Consider the following 20,822-nt stretch of genomic DNA (forward strand, 5'->3'; position numbering starts at 1 on the left):
AAACTATTGATACCTTACACTGATTTTTAACAAACAGTCCTTTCCATGAAGACGAGGCTATTACTACTATTATTTATGCTTACTGGAGCTTTTACGCAGTTACAAGCGCAAGAAGAAGCCAAAATCATGTTTTTGACGTTTAAAATCTCCAAAGTGAAAAACGGGGATGACTTTCAAATTCAACTTCTTGACAAAAAAATTGTGAATGGAAAAATCAAAAACGAAAGGGTGCATTCGCATACTCCCGACAAGCTTGTCTTTTCCATTCTGGACGCGCAACAGCAATTGGCCAAAAGCCTTGAAATTGATAACCCACTGAGCACGTCCATTGAATCGTTTGAGCCTGATGGCACCATTCATCGGCACGTTGCTACACAAGAATCCTCCGAGTTTATGGTCCGTTTGCAATACACCAGCCAAATGAAAAAACTCACCTTGCAACCCCAGAACAAACGAGCAAGGGTACAAAATTTTTCCACCTTTAGCATGGACTTATAAAATGAAAAAATATATACTCCTATTTGGGTGGCTGGTAAGTGCTAGTCTCTCGTTTGCCCAAACTTTTCCGACAGAATCTCTGCTTAACAACGGCGACAGAAGTAAGCTGATAAATATCGTCGTATTGGGCGACGGATATACCGCAGCGCAACAAGACCAATTTAAAACCGATGCCCAAAACATCACCAATTACTTATTCTCAGTTACTCCGTTTAAAGAATACAAAAACTACTTCAACGTCGATATTGTCAAAGTGCCTTCCAATCAATCGGGTGCCAAACACCCTGCGACGGCCACCGATGTGAATGAACCCGTCATTCCTGCTTCAAACCCAGACAATTATTTTGGTTCAACTTTTGACTATGGCAACATTCACCGACTTTTAGTTCCGACCAAATACGCCGCTATTTCTTCGGTATTGGCCAGTAATTTTCCTGATTACGACCAAGTTTTAATCATTGTCAACTCCACCGAATACGGCGGTTCGGGAGGCGCTTATGCCACTACTTCCATCAACGCTAATGCTTTTGAAATTGCAGTACATGAGCTAGGCCACTCTTTTTCAGCTCTTTCTGACGAATATTGGGCAGGAGATGTTTACGCCCGCGAATCGGCCAACATGACCCAACAAGCCAACCCTAGTTTGGTTAAATGGAAAAACTGGTACGGGCTCAACAGCGTAGGCGTTTTTCAACATGGTACAAGCGGAAACCAAGCCCTTTGGTATCGCCCCCACCAAAACTGCAAAATGCGCTTTTTGGGCGTCAATTTTTGCTCGGTGTGTCGAGAGTCCATCGTTGAGCAAATCCACAACTTGGCTAGTCCCATTACGGGTTTCAGCCCCGCTAACAGTGCCACCCTTACGGCCAATTCCAACCTTAACTTTGCACTATCTACTTTAAAACCAGTCCCAAATACGCTCGAAATCACGTGGACGCTCAACGGCAATCCGTTGGTAACCAATAGCGACACCTATCTTTTAAACACCAGTAGCCTCGTCTCTGGCAGCAACACCTTGGTGGCAAAAGTGATTGATAAAACGACCTTATCTAAATCTGACACTCACCCAACCACCCATCAGTACTTGGTTTCGTGGAATATTCAGTACACACCCTGCCCCGATGCCATCGTAATGGCAAGTCCCATCGACAACATCCCCGCAGGAACCACCACCAAGAAAGCCAACAAAACAGTAAAAGCCACCAATAAAATCAGTGGGAATGCGACCAATGTCATTTATCGAGCAGGCCAAGCGATTACGTTAGAGCCAGGGTTCTCGGCCGAAAACACAACTGTTTTTACGGCTGAAATCAAGGTAAATCCGTGTAATTAGGATTAAAGCCTCGGCGGGGCAGGTTTGTTTGGTGCTCCCCACGGTGTCGCCCCTTTTACTTTCACTTTGCGTTTATACACTTTATCGCCGCAAGTAGCGTACAAGACATCGAAATTTTCGCCCCCAAAACACAGATTAGATACGTCGCCGTTGGGAGTCGGAATGATGGCATTCACCCGCCCCGCTTGGTCGCACACTTGAATACCCAAACGGGTCGCCACGTATAGGCGGCCATCTCGGTCGGTTTTCATCCCATCTGCCCCTGCGTCATCGGCGGTGTCGGGCGCGTGTAACCAGTAGTATTTTTGTTTGTTTGCCAACGTACCATCCGATAAAATCGAATAGCTATATACCCAATGAGAACGCGTATCAGAAACATACAGCAGCGTTTGGTCGGGCGATAGGGTAATTCCATTCGGAAATTTTAGTCCCTCGTCCACCACCAATTTTTGTCCATTTGGACGCACCAACCACACTTTACTTGGCACTTTTGGGTCAGACGACGGGCTTGTAACGTAGGTATTTCCGTTGCTGGCTACTACCAAATCATTTCCTGCAAACCCTTCGGTGATTTTTGTACGTTTTCCCCCCGCATCGTACGCATTGATTACTTTGGTTGTTAGGGTAGAAGAAAACAGCTTCCCGTCGGGACTGAAAGCTAACCCGTAAGAGTTTCCCGTATTTTGGGCAAATACCCCCACTTGGTTGTTAGTACCCACTTTCCAAAGCGTGGCGGCCTCGCCATCCGCAAAAAACACCTCACCTTTGGCATTCACGGCGGGGCCTTCGGCAAATTTATACCCTTCGCCTACCAATTGCCAGTCTTCGTTGGGGAGTAAAATATCGTTGAGCATGGGGTTCTTGGTTGAACCAATGTTGGGCTTTTGAGGCCAGTCTTTCCATAAAAAACGCATGGCATCCGCAAAAATAGCCGTACCATGCTTGCCATTGTGCGCTCCTTCGCCCCACACGTGCTGCACTTCATAACCCGAAAAAAACAATGCCCGCTCCATCGTCTGATTGGCCATCCACCAATCACCCGCGTAGATATTCAAGTCGTTGGTGCCGTCTTGCAAAAAGATGCGTAACGGTTTGGGTTCGTATTTTCGAACCAGCGTCGCATAACGGTCGGCCCCACGCAAGCCCACATACGTACCAATTGCGCTAAAAACCCGACTGAAGGCATCGGGGCGTTCCCATGCCGCCGTAAACGCACACACGGCTCCACTACTCGACCCACCGATGGCGCGGTCATTGCCGTTTTTCGACAGTCGAATAGCTCTTCCATCCGACGTTTTTTTAGTTTCTACCTCGGGCAGAAGTTCTTCCAGTAAAAAACGAGCGTAGGTATCGCCGAGGCCGTCGTATTCAAAACTACGATTAAAACGATCTAAGGCTTTCTCTGGCTGTTCGGCTTTGACGCGCCCGTGCATCACAAATACCCCAATGGTAACGGGCATTTCTTTTTGGTGAATAAGGTTATCAAAAACCGTAGGCGCCTGCCACTGAATCCCATCTTGGTTGACATACACACAAGCAGGTTGCGAAGGCGTGTATTGGGCAGGAACATACACCCAATACTCCCGCCAAGTACCTGGGAAGAGTTTCGAGTTTTCGAACGTAAATTTAAGAATTTCCCCTTTCGGCACTCCCTCTTTGACTTTTGCATCGGGATGAACGGGATACTCTTCAGGCACTTGGGAGTAAAGCGAAAAGCTTACGAGAAAGAGACTAACTATCAAAAAGGCTTTCATGTTGGCAACGTTTGTGAGTTACCCATGAAAGCCTTTTTTAAACAACAATTACCTGTAATTCAACACATTGTTAAGCAAATAATTTCATTATTTCGCCTGCAGAAGTCCGCAGATTAATACAACCGCAGCTGTTCGCTGAAAAAGAAATTACATCTGCGGTTATCTGCGCTTCTCAATCTGCGCTAATCAGCGGGTAAAACTTTTAACAAACTTAGCTAACACGCCGTTCAGGAGTTATCCCCAATGTTCTTGAATCACTTCTAGCAATTCGGTCTGAGCAGCGCAGCCCGCAATTACGTCACCTCCAAACAACCAATTCTGGCCACCTGAAAAGTCGGTAATTTGCCCACCTGCTTCTAAAATAAGGAGTGCTCCCGCCGCCATATCCCACGAATTGAGATTATATTCATAAAAAGCCTCAAAACGACCCGCCGCCACATACGCCAAGTCGATGGCGGCAGCTCCCATGCGTCGCAAACCGTGGCAGCGCTGCATGAGTGTTTCCAAAATTTTGAGGTAACGGTCTTGCTTTTCAAATTTATAATAAGGGAAACCTGTCGCTAAAAGGCTATCTCCAAGCGTTGACGCCGCCGACACTTTCAGGCGATTGGCATTTTGTAAAAATGATTCGTCCAACGGTAATCCACCCAACATATACCGAAGGCTCAAACTCCACGCACCACCGCCTTGCCAGCCATAAAAAAGTTCTTCTGTCCCTAAATGATAAATCACACCAGCGATTGGAATGCTATTTTGAACCAGCCCCACACTTACGCAATAAACAGGCAAGCCGTGGATAAAATTGGCAGTTCCGTCCAAAGGGTCAATGACCCAATACAACTCATTCGGGTTTGATTCTTCACCCGCCGTACCTTCTTCCGTAATGAAACCTGCTTCTGGTAAAATTTGGCGCAAACCTGCAACCAACATTTTTTCGGTTTCTTTGTCAACGTACGAAACGAGGTTGTTGGCAGCTTTGTATTCGGTTTGTGAGCGGTCAAATTTGGCCGCTTCTTGTTTGATAAATCCTCCCGCTTGGCGGACAATTTCTATGGTTTGTAACGTGATGTTTTCGAGATTCATGTACAATGATTTTAACGCTTTGTTTTAAGTAAAAAGAACAACCGATGCACAAGGCAGAAAATGAGTAACCATGCCTCTACAGGCATCCCAACAAATGAGCCTTTGATGACGCTTCCCACTGCTACAATGAGTAAATAAAGCCCCACCAGCCCAAAAGTAATTTGTAGGTATTTTAGCACCCAGCCCCCTTGTTGAACGCTAGCAAAGAAAAAAGCCAAAGGCAAATGAAGCGGTAACATCCAGAGAATGTGCGGATTCCAAGCCGTGACACCGTGGTTGGTGGCGGTGGCTAGTCCAAACAAAACCCATCCCATGAGTCCAACAATCGTGAAGAGTATTTTATCAAAGGTATAGCCGATTTTTACCTGTTGTTGTTGTCGGCGGGTATGCCAAATGGTACCTAACACCAACAAAATCAACAAAAACAGCGGACTAAGATACCACGGTTGCGACCGTTGTGCCATGTGCGAGAAGTTGGTCACTACCAAAGGCTGCGTTGCACTTACGAGCGGCTTACCTCCGACTTTGGCTTTGTCAAAATGGTGCATCAAATTGTACGGCAAGTACATTTCTTGCATCGGCGTAGCGACATCATCCGAAGGAAGTCCTAAGGCCAAATTCATCAAAAATCGCTCCCAAGGTTTTTCCACCAAATAGTCGTTCATCCATTCCCGAAAACTTTTGGCCTCTCCTTCGATAGGCTTGTTATAATACACCAAACTATCGCCACAAGCCGCCGTGAGTGCATCACGCAAACGAGTAGAACAGTTGTCAAAAAAGAAACGGTATTGGTATTCACGGTTTTGGGGTAAGGCATTATTTTCGAGAAAGTCGTACAGACGCTGTTTTTGCATTTGCGAAAGGTTCAGCACTTGTTCGGTCATGTCCCGTCGCTCGGCTTCGTAATGCGGCACTACGTATTCCATCGGAATCACCGAAATGGTGTACGGCAACGTCCCTTGCACAAACTTCAGTAAAAAGTTACCCGTTTGAAAAGTGAAGGTACCGTAATTGTAATTTTTGTTGATACCATTGGCTGGGTCCGAAACCCACAAGGAACTGTGTCCAAAACCACTTCCTTCGAATACGCTGTTTCCAGGAGCAATGGTCACCAAGCTGATTTTGGCGTCTTTGGTAAGGGTTTGAGCGGAGAGGGTTGAAGCGGTCAGCAGACAGCAAACAGCGAACAGTGAGAAAACGGATGGAGTTAGATACCTCCTTCGTCGGTATGACAGAAATAATAACTCCGAAACAGCAAACCCCAAACTGGAAACAGGAAACTGGAAACTCCTATTTCCCTGATACGACAATAACGATTTCACCTTTGATTGTTTTTTCGGTAAAGTAAGCAATAATTTCGGTTAATGTTCCTCGAACGGTTTCTTCAAACATTTTTGTCAATTCTCTAGAAACCGACGCCTGACGGTCGCCCCCAAAATACTCCGCAAATTGTTCCAACGATTTCAAAAGGCGATGCGGTGATTCGTAGAAAATCATCGTTCGTTCTTCTTCTTTGAGTTCGGTCAAGCGCGTTTGTCGGCCTTTTTTGTGGGGTAAAAAACCCTCAAACGTAAATCGGTCAGAAGGCAGTCCCGAATTGACCAAGGCAGGTACAAAAGCCGTCGGGCCAGGGAGACACTCAATTTCAATGCCGTTTTTGAGGCATTCGCGTACCAACAAAAACCCTGGATCTGATACCGCAGGCGTTCCCGCATCCGACACCAAGGCCATGCTTTCTCCTTTCAAGATTCGAGCGATGATTTTTTGAACAGTTTGGTGTTCGTTATGAATATGGTAGCTCTGCATGGGTTTTGAAATCCCGAGGTGTTTGAGCAGATTTCCAGATGTACGGGTGTCTTCTGCCAATACCACATCCACGCTTTTGAGGACATTAATGGCGCGTAGGGTAATGTCTTCTAGGTTGCCAATGGGCGTAGGTACAAGATATAATTTCGGACTTACCATAAATAAAGATCAAATACTAAATTCAATTATTTCACATAAACAACTTTTTCACGTTTTTCTACCAGTTTTCCAAAGGTTTGTAGTTCAAAGCCACGTACTTCCATCAATGCCTCAAATTCCTCTTGGGCATCTGGTTCTACGGCAATGAGCAATCCACCACTGGTTTGAGGATCTGCCAAAATGAACTTTTGCAATTCTGACACCTCCCCTATTTTATGACCGTAGCTATCCCAATTCCTAACTGTCCCACCTGGAAACGACTTTTGGGCCAAATAATCTTCTATAAAAGGCAATTTGGGTACTTTTTCAAAATCAATTTCAGCACTCAGCCCACTTCCTTCGGCCATTTCAATTAAATGCCCTAGCAACCCAAAACCCGTTACATCGGTCAAGGCGGTCACGTAGGGCAACGTACCCAATACTGCCCCGATTTGGTTGAGTTTCATCATTTGCTGAGGTGCAGTATCGGCGTGTTCGTCCTTGAGAATCCCTTTTTTCTGCGCCGTTGTCAGAATACCCACGCCAAGTTTTTTGGTCAAATACAACAAGCAGCCCTCAGTGGCGGTATCGTTCTTTTTGAGGTTGGGAATGGCGACTTTACCCGTCACGGCCAAACCAAAAATGGGCTCAGGGCTATCGATACTATGCCCGCCAGCCAACGGAATACCTGCTTCCGCACAAATCGACCGACTTCCTTCTATTACCTGCGCCGCCACTTCAGGCGGGAGTTTATCAATGGGCCAACCCAAAATAGCAATGGCCAAAAGCGGCATTCCACCCATGGCATAGACATCCGAAATGGCATTGGCCGAAGCAATTCGACCAAAATCAAAGGCGTCATCAACGATGGGCATAAAAAAATCGGTGGTACTAATAATCGCTTCCCCATTTCCTAAATCCATCACGGCAGCGTCATCCCGAGAGTCATTTCCGACAAGGAGCGATTGAGCCTTGTCGTTGGTAAGCTGTGGACTGCCAACTGTGGACTGTTGACTTAAAATTACATCCAGCACTTTAGGGGATATTTTACAGCCACAGCCCGCTCCGTGGCTGTATTGGGTCAACTTGTACGATTTTAAGTCAGTTGTCATCAGTGATTCAAATCTTCGGTCTAAAAGAAGTGCAAGTAAACATTTTTTACGTGACACTGTTGTATGTTCAACCAAATAGGTTTAGAAATAAGTTGAAGGTAACAATTTTTTAACCTACTTTTTTTGAAATTTTGTGATAAAAAATTGGTTTATTCCAATAAATCAAGCAGTTCCCAATGTTAACTTGGTATTTTATTAAGAATTGGCTTTTGTTTGTCAATCAATTTTCTTGTTTCTTTGCACCGCATTTCATTGCTTATCAGCAATTAAAAACCAAATCATAATTCTAACCAACTTCCCAAATTGTATGAACTTTCAACTTCTACGAAAGAGCAAAGCAGTAATTGGACTTTTCGCAGTCATTGCCGCTGTTTTTATGGGTTTATCTTCCGCCAACGCACAGGTGACGGCCTCTTCAATCAGAGGTGTTGTCAAAGACACGAAAGGCTCTGAGTTGCCTGGTGCTACTGTCGTGGCTATCCACACACCATCTGGTTCTAAATACGGAACTGTTACCAACGACAAAGGACGTTTTGTTCTTCCTTCGGTTCGTGTAGGTGGTCCTTATAAAGTTGTTGTCACATTTGTCGGTTTCAAAGAGCAATCTAAAGACGATATCTACGCCAACTTAGGAGCCGCTGCCGATGCAAACTTCAGCTTGGTTGAAGACGGAAAAGAACTTCAAGAAGTAGTAGTAACAAGTGGTCGTTCGGACATCTTCTCATCGGGACGTACGGGTGCTGCCACTACGTTGGGTTTGAATGCCGTTAACAGCTTGCCAACCATCGGTCGTACCATCGATGATATTACAAAATACAATGCTTACAGCAACGGCCGCTCATTTGGTGGTCAAGATAGCCGTTTGAACAACTTTACCATCGACGGTTCGGTGTTCAACAACGGGTTCGGTTTGGGTTCTTCTTCACAAGCTGGTGGCCGTACAGGAACAACCGCCGTTTCTTTGGACGCGATTGAGCAAGTTCAAATCAACATCGCTCCTTTCGACGTTCGTCAGTCAGGATTTGCAGGTGCGGGTATCAACGCCGTAACTCGCTCTGGAACAAACGAAGTAACAGGTTCTGCCTACTATTTGACAAGAGGTAGCAGCCTAGTTGGTAAAAAAGCAGACGGACAGTCGCTTCCAACGGTAAACCTTAACGAAAAGACTTTTGGTTTCCGTATTGGTGCGCCTATCATCAAAGACAAACTTTTTATCTTTGCCAACTTTGAGAACTTCGTAAGTTCTACGCCTGCTCTCAACTGGGTAGCTAACCGCTCAGGTGCTACAGGTAACGTATCACGCGTGACAGCAGATGATTTGAATGACATTGCGAACTTCATGAAGACCAACTTCAACTACGAGTCAGGTGCGATTGATAACTTCAACAACGATGTAACAAGTAAAAAAGGCCTTGTTCGTCTTGATTACAACATCAATAACAACCACAAATTGTCGGTTCGCTATTCACACCACAACTCACAGTCGGGTTCAATCATCAGTAACAGTAACAGTAGTAACACCGCAGGTAACGGTAACCGTACTAACTCAAACTTGGCACTTTCACCAGAAAATACGGGTTACTTAATCGCTGATAACACTCGTTCGTTTGTAGCCGAATTGAACTCTAACTTTGGTGGTAAATTTGCCAACAACTTCATCGCTACCTACAACAAGCAAATCGAAGATCGTCAGTATAAAAATGATATTTTCCCAACGATTGACATCTTAAAAGACGGTAGTACTTATACTTCAACAGGTTTTGATCCATTTACGCCTAACAACAAGTTGAACTACTCAACGTTGAACTTTACCAACAACTTGAGCTACTTCGCTGGGAAGCACACCATCACTTTAGGTCTTTCGTACGAACACTTCACATCAAACAACGTGTTCTTCCCTGCATCAAACGGGGTATGGGTATTTAACTCAATCGCAGATTTCAAAACGGCAGCGTTGGCCTACAAAGCCAATCCAAACTTGGCCACTTCACCAGTACCAGTAGCACGTTTCAACTACCGCTATTCACTCTTGCCAGACGGAGCTGAGCCATTGCAAACATTGAAGCAATCAACGTATGCTGCTTATCTCCAAGATGAATTCCAAGTAAGTGACAAATTCAAATTGACTGGTGGTGTTCGTTTCGATTTGTTTGACTACAACGATGACTTGGCCAAAGATTTTAACAACCCAGTTGTGGCAGGTTTGACCTACAAAGACGAAAATGGTAAAGACCTTAAAGTAAGCACAGGCGCTTTCCCAAGCAACAAATTGTTGGTTTCTCCACGTCTTGGATTTAACTACGATGTAAAAGGAGACAGAACCACACAGGTACGCGGAGGAACAGGTATTTTTGTATCTCGTATTCCACAAGTATTGGTATCTAACCAATTGGGTAACAACGGGGTAAACACTGCCGTTCTTAACTTCACTAACACTACGGCTTATCCTTTCACAACTGACCCTAGCCGTTACAGACCTGCTACGACTGACATTACCAAATTACCTGCATACGTAATCAACGCTTCGGTAGATGGTTTGAAAAACCCAGTAATCTGGAAAACCAACTTGGCGATTGACCAAAAACTTCCTTTCGGTTTGATTGCTACAGTAGAAGGTATTTACAACAAAAACGTACAAGCTCTTCGCTACATCGACGCCAACTTGAAAGGCTCAAGCACAACATTTACTGGCCCAGATACCCGCGGTCGTTTCCCTGCATCAGGTTTGTCAGGTGCAGCAGTGAACCCAGCTCGTTTTATCAACGCTGCTAACACCAACGCCTTCATTTTGACGAATACGAAAGAAGGATATTCTTACTCATTGACAGGTAAGTTGGAAAAAACAGCAACGCAAGGATTCAGTGGTATGTTGGGTTACACCTATGCAGTAGCCAAAGACATTCAGTCAGTAGCAAGTACGGTATTGGCTAACATTCCAACGGTAGCTGGTCAAAACTACTTGACGCCATCATGGTCTGACAACGACCTTCGTCACCGTATCGTAGGTTATTTGAACTACCGTATCAACTACGGTGGCAAATTAGGTGGTTCTACCATGTTCACGTTGGGTATGGTATCAAACAGTGGTTTCAAAGTATCTTATATTTCTGGTAGCGATATCAACGGTGACGGTCAGAACAACGACCTTATCTTCGTTCCTAACAAAGGTTCTGATTTGACTTTCACATCGCTTACTTCAGGTGGTAAAACATTTACGCCAGAACAACAAGCCGCTGCTTTTGACGAATACATCACCAACCACCCTTACTTGAGTACTCGTCGTGGTCAATATGCAGAACGTAACGGTGCTGCTGTACCTTGGTTGACTCGTTTCGACTTCACAGTTGAACAAGATTTCAACATCTCTGTCGGTTCAAAAGGCAAGAAAAACATCCTTCGTTTCCGTTTCGACCTTCTTAACGCAGGTAACTTGCTTAACAACAAATGGGGTGTAGCTTACACAACTACTGGTACAAACCCATTGACAATGGCAAGCGTAAGCGCACAAGGTGTTCCTGTTTATCGTATGGCAACGCAAGTTGTAAACAGCGAAACAATCTTGTTGAAAGATGCTTTTGTAAAGAGTATCAACGTCAATAACGTATGGCAAGGCCAATTCGGTATCCGCTATATCTTCAACTAATCGGTTGACTCTCATACCAAAAAATCCCGCACTTAGGTGCGGGATTTTTTGTTTTTACCCCTCCCCTCGCCCTTTAAAAGGTGTAGGTAAAATTGTGTTGATTAAGAAAAGCGCTAACTTTTACATTTTACATTTTTCAGTTTAAAATTTTTCGGCTTACTTAGTGTCTCATTTCTTTGAACGTTTGCCAAGCAAAGCTTTAAACCACCAAAAACTTCCTATTACCATGTCGCAAAAGCGCGTACTTATTGCCGAAGACAGTTCTGTAATCCAAAACCTAGCAAAGAAAATTTTGGAGTTCCAAAACTTTGAAATTACCGCCGTCAAAAATGGCGAGCAAGTGCTACAAATTTTGGATAAAGAAGATTTTGAGATCATTTTGCTCGACATTAACATGCCTATCATGGATGGTATGGAATGTGTAAAGGCAATTCGGGGACTAGCCAACAAAGCTAAAGCTCAACTTCCAGTGGTAGCTATTACTGGAAATGCTAAAAACTACTCTGAAGAAGATTTTACTACCGCAGGATTCAACGATGTACTCGTAAAACCGCTCAATTTTGACCGCCTCGTTGAAATTGTAAATGAACTGACTGCCGCAGAATAATAACGAACGATGGGGATGCGTAAAAATGCTTTTGCGCATCCTCACTATTTTATAACGAATGGTCATTACGCTCCTTGGGACAGGGACATCTTCGGGAATTCCATTGATTGGTTGTCGTTGTGACGTTTGTCGGTCGTTGGACTACCGCGACAAACGCCTACGGGTGTCTATCTATGTCGAAACACAAGGCAAGTGTTTTGTCATCGACACAGGCCCCGACTTCCGTCAGCAAATGCTGCGTGAAGATATCACCCAACTGGATGCCGTCATTTTTACGCACCAGCACAAAGACCATACCGCGGGCTTAGACGATGTCCGTGCCTTTAATTTTCTTCAAAACAAAGACATGCCCGTCTATGGGCGTTTGCAGGTCTTAGAACAGCTAAAACGCGAGTTTGAATACGTATTTGCCGACTACCGCTACCCTGGTATTCCGCGACTTCAGCTCCACGAAATTACCAATACCCCCTTCGACGTCTTGGGCGTTACGTTTACCCCCATCGACGTGCTTCACCATCGCTTGCCCGTTTTTGGCTTCCGCATTGGCAATTTTGCCTATCTAACCGACGTTAATCATATTCCCGAAGCAGAACTGGCGAAACTTCAAAACCTTGATGTTCTGATTTTAGGAGCCTTGCAGCGCGAAACGCACATTTCGCATTTTAATTTGCAACAGGCCATTGATGTTGTGTCAATTTTGAAGCCCAAAGTGACCTATTTTACCCATCTGAGTCATAAAATGGACCGCCATGCCGAAGTAGAAAAAGAACTACCCGCTCACATTAGGTTGGGATTCGATGGGCTAAAAATTAAGCTCGAAGACTAATTTTTAGTGATTTTTTCTATCAAAATTTTTGGCGTAAATTTTGCACCAAATTGCAGTGTCTCCTGCTTTACTTTTATCTTAGATTCAGATGTACGCAAAACTCAGCCACGGAATTTTCATCTTGTTGATTGCCTTTGTATCAACCGCTCAGGCCCAACACCTTCACCGCAAAGGATCATTAGGAATTGACTACGTCGAAGCACCAGATTCTCTCCTCAATGCCCTCAAAATAGAGGAAGCCCATTGTATTTGGGTAAAAAGCGTTCATCCAGAATCAACAGCCGCACAGTTGGGTATCCGTCCAGACGACATTTTGGTATCCATCAACGAAACAGACTCGCTCTATCTTTTTGACTTCCACAACCTCGAACAACAGCTCAAAGAAAACGACCCTATTTCCATTACCTATCTCCGTAAAAACCGCAAAACGCGTGCCGTGGGCATCGTCAAACCTGCCCCCCGCGAAAACTCCGCAGGCGAAGTGTTTTACGACGAAGTTCCGTACCAACGTGGGTATTTGCGCACCATCGTGCACCGCCCCTCCAGCACCAACAAAGTTCCTGCCGTATTTTATATCCAAGATTTTGATTGTGGTTCCATTGATTTTTCAAAAGATAGCCTCTCTCCTACCAAACAATTGGTTGATGGCTGGGTGAAAGCAGGCTATGCCGTGGTGCGGGTCGAAAAGCCTGGTGTGGGCGAAAGTGCTGGCACCAAAGACTGTGCAAGACTGGATTACCAAGAAGAACTCGCCGCTTTTCAGAATGCGTTTCGTTTTACCCAAAAACTTCCCTTTGTTGACAGCTCAAAGGTTTTTATTTTTGGACATTCAATCGGTGGAACAGCTGTACCTATTGTTACTCTTAAAGCGCGTCTCAAACCACGTGGTGTGATGGTGTATGGCACGGTAGTAAAACCTTGGTTTGAGCACATGCTTGATGTGTTTCGCAAGCAACCCCTGCTCTATAAAGAATCGCTTTTACCTTCTGATGTCAATGCCCGCATGATGACGCCACTCTTGTACGAATGGCTAGTACAAGGCCGTAGTGCTACCGATTTGCTCAGTGTCCCCGATTTTGAAGCCATACTTACTTCCAAAGAAAATCCGCTTGGCTATCGGAGAGGGACATTTTGGGGACGTTCGGCGGGATACTTTGCCGATTTAAACCGCGTCAACCTTCTACAAACGTGGGCACAAGCGAATGTACCTACCTTGGCCATCCACGGAGAATTCGACAGCCAAGCGATTAGTCCAGAAGCAGCGCAGCAGATTGCCCAAATCGTGAATGAGTCGTTGCCTAACAAAGGTACTTACAAATTACTGAGAAATGCCGACCACTTTATGGCAAGGGTAAATTCATTTACGGAATACAAACAGCTCCAACAAAAGGGGAAATACAAAGATTTTGCTTCCCACAATTTCAACGCTGCCATTATCGAAATGACCGTCAACTGGATGCAGCAGCAGTAAACCTACTGACGAACGGTGTAGCTCACGCTGGCCACCACTGGTTTACCACCGTAGGTGAGCCCTTCAAAATAAATGCTGTACAGCCCATTTTTTGGTGGCTTAGGGACTTTAATGGTCGTTATTGCCGACGATGAAGGAAAAACGGAGGGGTTCCAATACGCGACCAACTGACCCAACTTTGGTGTCAATTTCGGAGACACCCCATCGACCATAAACTTTTGAAATCCTTTGGGTTCGTTGGTGCTTACTTCTCCAAGTCCTGTACCCGCGTGCTTAGTAATAATGGAAATAACCCCTACATAGCCCCTAAGCCCCAACAAGGACTCAGCTCGGTTGACCACTTCCACCCGTTCTACTTGAGAAGCGGGTATTTGAGAAATAAGGTTAATGTTATCAAATCCGACCCCATCTACCAGTACCAGCGGTTGAGGTAGTTTTGTTCGCACAAAACCTCCCGCCGATGCCCCCATTCGCATCGTAATGACCAATTTGGTCAGTCCGTTGTCCTCAGGAAATTCTACAATTCGTAGCCCTGGCACTCGGCCCTGAATCGCGGATAGAATATTCATTCCAACCGCATTTTCATATAAATCTTTTCCCTGAAGTACGTAATCGGCCTCTTTATACATTGAAGTAATGGGTTTGGGAGGTATTTTTGCCTTTACTTGCACTTCATTCAACTGCACGGTAATGCCTTTGATTAACCCATCGTAATACATCGGCGCGATTTTCCACTGGTTTGAGGAAAGTACGGGCAACCACTTGGGCGAAACCAACGAATCGACGCTAAGGGTGGCTTCAAGTGCGGGCTTGCCTTTGGCATTGGTTACTTGCAATAGTACAGGTTGTTTCCCTTCCAACGGTAAATTTGTAAACTGAAAATGGCCTTTGGAGTTGATAGAAGCAAAAAAGCTCAAATTGGCACTGGGCAATACCATCAAGACCGACTCATGTTTATTGGGGCGATAATTTGGTACTTTTCCCGAAACCACCATTCCTCGTTCAATAGGGCCATTACGCCAAGCAACCAGCTCATTGAGGCTCGTGAGTGGATGCCTTGCCCCAACATTCCCCCTAAGAACGGTCATTGTACCCCAAGAAAAGCCCTCAGAGGGTAATGAAACAACCAAGGAATCATGCAACTCCTCCACTTTTATCGACATCGAATCCGTGGATACAGTGGGCAAGTACACCGCCATTTCCTCATTTTTCAGCACGGGAATCCAGCGGTAGGAATAAGTACTATCCGACTGATGTTTCCCCCATTTGGTATAAGCGCGGAGCAGGTACGTATCAGGTGTAATCAAAGAATCCTGTAGTAAAAACTGGGCAGTAAAGTGGCGATTTTCCAGCGATAATCGCTGTTGTACAAGCACCTTTTTAGTCGCAAGTTGCACCAATTCGACATACACCAATTGGCTCAGTGTATCCGCTCCCTCTTCGACCGAATAGCGCATTTGACCGCTTACTTGTACGACGTCATTGGTAAAATAGTAAGGCTTGTCTGTCGTAAAATAAGCCGCTTCACTTAGACTAATATGAGATTTTGGCGGATTGTATGTAGCGTTTATAGGAGGCGTATAATCCAGCGGCAAGAGCGTAGAAACACGGTTTTCGGCCAAATATCCAGAAACCGAACACGCTTGTGGATTCAAGATAATGCCCTGACTGTTAAACAATAAAGGCTGACCATTGGTCTCAATCCAAGCCACTTGACAAGCTTTGTCTTTGTAAATCGAAAACACGCCTTCTTTCCCATTGTAATGCACCTCGATGCGCGCAGGCAAGGCCAAACTGTAAAAGTTTTTCACCGCTTTCACGGCACTATCGAGCTGTATTTTTGATAGTTTTTTTACTTGATTTTGGTGAAAGAAAGGCGTTCGTTTGGTTGGGTCTTCGCCTGGTTTATCGACAAAAAACTCAAAGCCTTCTTGGGCAGAAGTTTTACCTTGTAATGATTTAAAAAAGTGAACATCCGAACCACGGTAAGCTTCTGCTCTATGCTGTTCCCAATCTGCCTTTTGAGAAGCCTCATTGGTATATAACGACGTAAATTCGGCCAAACCACTAAAAAATACTTGGGCACCATCGTAGCGAAATTCATTCAACGAATAACGTATCTGATACCCTAGCCATTGGTTGTTGATTTCGAGTATGTCTTTGGCTTTGGCAGTGAGTACGTTTTTTTCTTCGCTAAACTCCAGTACCCACGGATTGACGATACGGCACTGGTTTTTAGCTAATTTGTCACCCAAAAACTGCTTTTCAAATTGCTCAAATTGTTGCTCCCAAACTTTGTCTTTTTTCTGAGATACTTTTACCTCTTCCAGCAATTTTTCATCTGTCAGCAACCTGACATCTAGTTTTAACTCCGTGTTGTTTTCAACGACAATTCTTTGGGTAAAAGGTTTGAACCCGACTTGACGAACGACGAGACTGTAGGTGCCGACAGGAATATTTTTTAGCAAATAGAACCCCTCCAAGTTTGTCTCGGACGCAATAGAGGTATTGTTCAAAAATACGCTCACAAAAGGCAATTTTTCGCCCGTCGTTGCCGCGCTTACCGTCCCCGAAATACGCTGCCCCCACACCCAAGCCGATGGCAGCACCACGAGCAAGAGAACAGCGATAAGTAGCGTTTTAGGATACATCGTTTTTAATCCATGTCCACTTCTTGGCCCAGAAAGCAATCCACCACATAGCGAATTGAGCTGAAAGAGTTGACAAGGGCTTGCCGCGCTTCCGCTTCGGTCATCCATACAATCTGCTCAATTCCTTCCTCGTGTTGCGGCGCCATTTTTTTATCATTGACGTTGCGCATCAAGTACCACTTTGTTCGTTTGAGGTATTTTTGATTATTTTGGCTGTAGGTATGCCACGTGGTACAAATTTTTTCAACCAATTCGGCTTTCACGCCTGTTTCTTCTTCTACCTCACGCAAAGCGGCTTTTTTGGACTTTTCGTCCTCGTCCAATTTTCCTTTGGGCAAATCCCAGCAACCACGCCGAAACATCATCAAAAACTGCTCGCCTTTGGTCACTACCCCACCCGCAGCTTTTACTACCGTAAACATCTTTTTGAGGCGCTTTTCAACGGCCTCTTTATCTTTTGGCACCAAATAAACCGACTGTAAATCAGGCAAATCGAAGTTGTTCAAAAAATGAAACAACTTTTCAACCGTGATGGGAGTGGCGTTTAAAATCAGCAAATGGCCGCGCAAACTAGCCACTTTCAACATCTCTAGGTTAGCATCCACTACCTTGTCAAAAGTGCTTCTATCGGGAAGCTTTTGGGCAGCCTTTTCGCTTAAAATTCGGATAGGTCGGTCTTTGATAAAAATAATCATTCTGCTATGGAAAGTAAAACTTGACAAAATTAGCAAATGCGATTGTTTTGGATAGCAAATAGTTTTGATAATTTTGCAATTGTACCAACCATCCCCCCTTCGTGGAACTACTTGTAATCGTTCTACTCGTTCTCATTAACGGAATTTTCTCCATGTCGGAAATCGCGCTTGTCTCATCGCGAAAGTCGAAATTGGAAACCGCGGCCCGCAACGGTGACCGTCAAGCCCAGCACGCGCTTGAACTTGCCAACTCTCCCAATCGCTTCTTATCCACAGTACAGATTGGTATCACGCTCATTGGTATCCTCAACGGGGTATTCAGTGGCGAACGTATTACAACTGATTTTCAAACGTACATCGAACAGTTTGAGTTGCTTAAACCCTACGCCCACAGCATTGCCGTTGGGGGTGTTGTTCTTTTTGTCACTTATCTCTCGTTGGTACTTGGGGAACTTGTTCCTAAACGAATCGGGATGGCCAACCCCGAAGCTATTGCCAAGTTTATGGCAACGCCAATGAATTGGCTTTCGACCCTTACGGCCCCGTTTATTTGGTTGTTGGCCAAATCGAGCGATTTGATTATGAAATTGCTGCGCATTAAGCCACAAAACCAAGCCATCACGGAGGAAGAAATTAAAACAATTATCCAAGAAGGAACCACGGGAGGTGCCATTGATGAAATCGAGCAAGAGATTGTTGAAAACGTATTTCACCTCGGCGATCGCAAAATTGTTTCATTGATGACCAATCGCCAAGAAGTGACTTGGCTAGATGCCGCCGATGAACCCGACGTGAATAGGGCAAAAATCTTAGAATCCAAACATTCGGTATATCCCCTTTGTAATGACGGAATCGACAATATTGTTGGTTTAATTTATGTCAAAGACTTGCTCGGCGAAGACCTCGACGGTCAGCTTCGACGGTTGGAGACGTTGGCGAGAGAAACTTTATACATTCCCGAAAATATAAAAGCGTACCAAGCTTTAGAAAAATTTAAGGAGCGACGCGTGCACTTTGGCATCATCGTCGATGAATACGGCGCCATGCAAGGCATTGCCACCCTCAACGACATTATGGACGTTCTGGTGGGAGATTTGTCAGAAACGAATGAATTTAACTACGACATCGTTGAGCGCGAAGACGGAAGCTTTTTGGTGGATGCACAGCTTCCTTGGGAAGATTTCCTCGACCACTTTGATATTGTGGTCGAAGACAACAAAGAACTGACTGGGTTTAATACCCTCGGCGGATTTGCCTTGCACATTATCAAGGATATTCCTGCCACTGGCGAACATTTTACTTGGCAGGAATATCGCTTTGAAATCATCGACATGGATAAAAGTCGTATTGACAAAATTCTTGTACAACGTACCCCTGACGAAGGTATTCTTTAACAACTGCAAACTTTTGCAATGTTTTTAGATGAGTTCAATACCTTGCTGTCGAAACGCATTTAAAGTGACGTCAGAAGGCTTTAAACTTGTTATCAAAATATCAATATCTTGTAAGTCGCATACCTTATAGGTTTCTACCGTATGCAGCTTTTCAGTAATGGCGCAAATAGCTACTTTTTTGGCTGCTTGCGCCATTTTCTGTTTTAAGACCGACTCTTCATAATGGCGTAGCGTAACGCCCACTTCGGGATCTAGCCCATTAAAACCCATCAAGTACAAATCCACCCGAATATGCTCAAGTTGCTTCATTACTTGATTTCCAATCGTGATTTGATAGCGTTTATGGTAAGTGCCTCCCAGTAAAATGGTCTCGATTTTGGGGTGCTCGTTCAATACCGCGGCCAAGGGTAAGCTATTCGTAATCACTGTCATTTCCAGATTTTTAGGAAACTGCTCCGCAATATGAAAATTGGTTGTCCCGCCATCCATGAGTATTGTCTGGTGATTGTAAAAAAGCTTTTGAGCTTTTCGGGTCAGCATCACTACTTCTTGCTGGTCGGCGCTGTAATTGTGCGTATTTTTAAACGATAAATACGAATTGGCCACCGCACCTCCGTGGACTTTCTTTAAAAGCCCCTTGTCTTCTAGCTCAATGACATCGCGACGAATGCTATCGTAGGAGACATTCAGCAATTGGCTCAACTCCAACAAATTGATTTTTTGGTCACGATTGAGCTTCTCAATAATGAGCCGTTGGCGTTCTTCTTTAATCATAGGTTAACGTGTCTGACAGGTATCCAAGTATCATTTGCAAAGTATTGAAAATTCTTTGCAAAAAAATGCAAAAAAAAGTTGCATTAAAACAAAAAGTTTGCATATTTTTGCAGTGTTGATTCAATCACAACTTGACCTATGATGAAAAAAACCTCGCGCTACCTTAGGGGTTTGTGTAGCTGCGAGGTTTTACAAGAATCTGTTTTAAAATGATGTGGATAGGAACGTCAGACCCAGCTGTTTCAGCTGGGTTTGTGTTTTTATCTACAGTTCACGAATACGGACATTGCGGTACCACACTTTGTCGCCGTGGTCTTGCAACGCAATCTTGCCTTTTGCAAATTTTCCAAATCCTTCCCAAGTCTTAAATTTACTATTGGCAACCAAGGCATCCCATCCTTCTCCTTTGGTTGGGAATGTCACCATTTGCTTGCCGTTCAACCAAAATGTTCCTTGTCCGTTTGAAATAACCATTTTAGCCTTGTTCCACTCTCCTGCGGGCTTCACGGCCGTCAGGTCTGCGGGTGGAATCATGTCATACAATGAACCTGCTTTGTGGTTACCATTTTTACCCGCAAATGAATCTGGGTGTTTGGCATCATCCAATACTTGCATTTCTGGCCCTGTGCTGTAAGGGCAACAATATTTTTTGTCTTCTACTACGCCCCACATCACGCCGCTATTGCCTTTTTCGGCGATTTTCCACTCCATTTCCAACTCAAAATTTTCGAACTCCTGGTCAGTTACTAAATCACCACCGCCTCTGGCAGTAAGGGTCATTGCACCATCTTCTACCTTCCATTTATCCGACACGGGCTGCCCTTGCTTATTAAAGTTGTGCCAACCGCTGAAATCTTTACCATTGAAAAGCTTTTGCCATTTTCCTTTTTTTTGCACAAATCCGCAGGTCAAAATAAGCGCTGCTGCTGCAAAAACGAGTGTGAATTTGAATTTTGTCATGATACTAAAAGTGATAAATTAAGAGAAACAAAAAATGAGTAGTCTTGGTTAAGACCACTCATCAAAAGGAATCTGTG

16 protein-coding genes are annotated in these 20,822 nt (G+C 44.6%); 7 read left to right on the forward strand and 9 right to left on the reverse strand.

The genetic code is table 11. From position 1 onward, the window contains the following. Window positions 1-45: 45 nt before the first annotated feature. Window positions 46-498, forward strand: a complete 453-nt coding sequence (locus tag AC23N5_RS22740; RefSeq protein ID WP_487757385.1) for a hypothetical protein — start codon at window positions 46-48, stop codon at window positions 496-498. A gap of 1 nt (window position 499) precedes the next feature. After that, window positions 500-1,831: a M64 family metallopeptidase gene (locus AC23N5_RS22745; protein WP_487757386.1), complete on the forward strand. Its 1,332-nt coding sequence runs from the start codon at window positions 500-502 to the stop codon at window positions 1,829-1,831. 2 nt (window positions 1,832-1,833) lie between these two features. On the opposite strand, the gene AC23N5_RS22750 is transcribed toward AC23N5_RS22745, so the two are convergent. The 5 genes from AC23N5_RS22750 to selD all read right to left on the reverse strand — a co-directional run bounded on the left by AC23N5_RS22750 (window position 1,834) and on the right by selD (window position 7,724). After that, window positions 1,834-3,585: an SMP-30/gluconolactonase/LRE family protein gene (locus AC23N5_RS22750; RefSeq protein ID WP_487757387.1), complete on the reverse strand. Its 1,752-nt coding sequence runs from the start codon at window positions 3,583-3,585 to the stop codon at window positions 1,834-1,836. A 234-nt stretch (window positions 3,586-3,819) separates the two neighbouring features. Further along, window positions 3,820-4,668, reverse strand: a complete 849-nt coding sequence (locus AC23N5_RS22755) for an inositol monophosphatase family protein (protein ID WP_487757388.1) — start codon at window positions 4,666-4,668, stop codon at window positions 3,820-3,822. 11 nt (window positions 4,669-4,679) lie between these two features. Beyond that, entirely contained in the window at window positions 4,680-5,990 is a 1,311-nt protein-coding gene (locus tag AC23N5_RS22760) for a lipoprotein N-acyltransferase Lnb domain-containing protein (RefSeq protein WP_487757389.1), read from the reverse strand. Then, the gene (gene rsmI, locus AC23N5_RS22765) at window positions 5,959-6,633 is read right to left on the reverse strand and encodes a 16S rRNA (cytidine(1402)-2'-O)-methyltransferase (protein ID WP_487757390.1); all 675 of its coding nucleotides are present in this window, start codon (window positions 6,631-6,633) and stop codon (window positions 5,959-5,961) included. Before rsmI ends, AC23N5_RS22760 begins: the two co-directional genes overlap by 32 nt. A 26-nt stretch (window positions 6,634-6,659) precedes the next feature. Continuing rightward, window positions 6,660-7,724, reverse strand: coding sequence for a selenide, water dikinase SelD (gene selD / locus AC23N5_RS22770; RefSeq protein WP_487757391.1), 1,065 nt, complete (start codon window positions 7,722-7,724; stop codon window positions 6,660-6,662). Window positions 7,725-8,031: 307 nt separating this feature from the next. Between selD and AC23N5_RS22775 the strand changes: the two genes are divergently transcribed. The 4 genes from AC23N5_RS22775 to AC23N5_RS22790 all read left to right on the forward strand — a co-directional run bounded on the left by AC23N5_RS22775 (window position 8,032) and on the right by AC23N5_RS22790 (window position 14,271). Continuing rightward, on the forward strand, window positions 8,032-11,367 hold the full coding sequence (locus tag AC23N5_RS22775) for a TonB-dependent receptor (protein WP_183976619.1): 3,336 nt from the start codon (window positions 8,032-8,034) through the stop codon (window positions 11,365-11,367). Window positions 11,368-11,593: 226 nt separating this feature from the next. Continuing rightward, window positions 11,594-11,974: a response regulator gene (locus AC23N5_RS22780; protein ID WP_028526095.1), complete on the forward strand. Its 381-nt coding sequence runs from the start codon at window positions 11,594-11,596 to the stop codon at window positions 11,972-11,974. A 58-nt stretch (window positions 11,975-12,032) separates the two neighbouring features. Then, a complete protein-coding gene (locus AC23N5_RS22785) occupies window positions 12,033-12,800 on the forward strand; it encodes an MBL fold metallo-hydrolase (protein ID WP_487757392.1) in 768 nt (255 codons plus the stop codon). Window positions 12,801-12,888: 88 nt separating this feature from the next. After that, window positions 12,889-14,271, forward strand: coding sequence for an alpha/beta fold hydrolase (locus tag AC23N5_RS22790; protein WP_487757393.1), 1,383 nt, complete (start codon window positions 12,889-12,891; stop codon window positions 14,269-14,271). Between the two features lie 2 nt (window positions 14,272-14,273). Here the strand turns inward: AC23N5_RS22790 and AC23N5_RS22795 are convergent, their stop codons facing one another. Beyond that, window positions 14,274-16,922 (reverse strand): carboxypeptidase-like regulatory domain-containing protein, encoded by a 2,649-nt coding sequence (locus AC23N5_RS22795; RefSeq protein WP_487757394.1) that lies wholly within the window; start codon window positions 16,920-16,922, stop codon window positions 14,274-14,276. A 5-nt stretch (window positions 16,923-16,927) separates the two neighbouring features. After that, window positions 16,928-17,617, reverse strand: coding sequence for an NUDIX hydrolase (locus AC23N5_RS22800; RefSeq protein WP_183976611.1), 690 nt, complete (start codon window positions 17,615-17,617; stop codon window positions 16,928-16,930). 101 nt (window positions 17,618-17,718) lie between these two features. Here AC23N5_RS22800 and AC23N5_RS22805 point away from each other — a divergent pair, with 101 nt between their 5' ends. Next, entirely contained in the window at window positions 17,719-19,011 is a 1,293-nt protein-coding gene (locus tag AC23N5_RS22805) for a hemolysin family protein (protein WP_183976609.1), read from the forward strand. A gap of 24 nt (window positions 19,012-19,035) precedes the next feature. Here AC23N5_RS22805 and AC23N5_RS22810 read toward each other — a convergent pair whose 3' ends face one another. Together AC23N5_RS22810 and AC23N5_RS22815 are read right to left on the reverse strand one after the other, a co-directional pair. Beyond that, window positions 19,036-19,785, reverse strand: coding sequence for a DeoR/GlpR family DNA-binding transcription regulator (locus AC23N5_RS22810; protein ID WP_183976607.1), 750 nt, complete (start codon window positions 19,783-19,785; stop codon window positions 19,036-19,038). Between the two features lie 264 nt (window positions 19,786-20,049). Beyond that, a complete protein-coding gene (locus tag AC23N5_RS22815) occupies window positions 20,050-20,745 on the reverse strand; it encodes a 3-keto-disaccharide hydrolase (protein ID WP_183976605.1) in 696 nt (231 codons plus the stop codon). Window positions 20,746-20,822 lie beyond the last annotated feature (77 nt).

The organism is Runella sp. R5_40 (genome assembly GCF_057652295.1).

Bases quoted from the DNA above. Each gene is read 5' to 3' on its own strand.
- AC23N5_RS22780 (WP_028526095.1), top strand. From the start codon at position 11,594: ATGTCGCAAAAGCGCGTACTTATTGCCGAAGACAGTTCTGTAATCCAA.
- selD (WP_487757391.1), bottom strand. From the start codon at position 7,724: ATGACAACTGACTTAAAATCGTACAAGTTGACCCAATACAGCCACGGA.
- AC23N5_RS22815 (WP_183976605.1), bottom strand. From the start codon at position 20,745: ATGACAAAATTCAAATTCACACTCGTTTTTGCAGCAGCAGCGCTTATT.
- AC23N5_RS22745 (WP_487757386.1), top strand. From the start codon at position 500: ATGAAAAAATATATACTCCTATTTGGGTGGCTGGTAAGTGCTAGTCTC.
- AC23N5_RS22740 (WP_487757385.1), top strand. From the start codon at position 46: ATGAAGACGAGGCTATTACTACTATTATTTATGCTTACTGGAGCTTTT.
- AC23N5_RS22795 (WP_487757394.1), bottom strand. From the start codon at position 16,922: ATGTATCCTAAAACGCTACTTATCGCTGTTCTCTTGCTCGTGGTGCTG.
- AC23N5_RS22750 (WP_487757387.1), bottom strand. From the start codon at position 3,585: ATGAAAGCCTTTTTGATAGTTAGTCTCTTTCTCGTAAGCTTTTCGCTT.
- AC23N5_RS22790 (WP_487757393.1), top strand. From the start codon at position 12,889: ATGTACGCAAAACTCAGCCACGGAATTTTCATCTTGTTGATTGCCTTT.
- AC23N5_RS22775 (WP_183976619.1), top strand. From the start codon at position 8,032: ATGAACTTTCAACTTCTACGAAAGAGCAAAGCAGTAATTGGACTTTTC.
- AC23N5_RS22810 (WP_183976607.1), bottom strand. From the start codon at position 19,785: ATGATTAAAGAAGAACGCCAACGGCTCATTATTGAGAAGCTCAATCGT.
- AC23N5_RS22800 (WP_183976611.1), bottom strand. From the start codon at position 17,617: ATGATTATTTTTATCAAAGACCGACCTATCCGAATTTTAAGCGAAAAG.
- AC23N5_RS22785 (WP_487757392.1), top strand. From the start codon at position 12,033: ATGGTCATTACGCTCCTTGGGACAGGGACATCTTCGGGAATTCCATTG.
- AC23N5_RS22755 (WP_487757388.1), bottom strand. From the start codon at position 4,668: ATGAATCTCGAAAACATCACGTTACAAACCATAGAAATTGTCCGCCAA.
- rsmI (WP_487757390.1), bottom strand. From the start codon at position 6,633: ATGGTAAGTCCGAAATTATATCTTGTACCTACGCCCATTGGCAACCTA.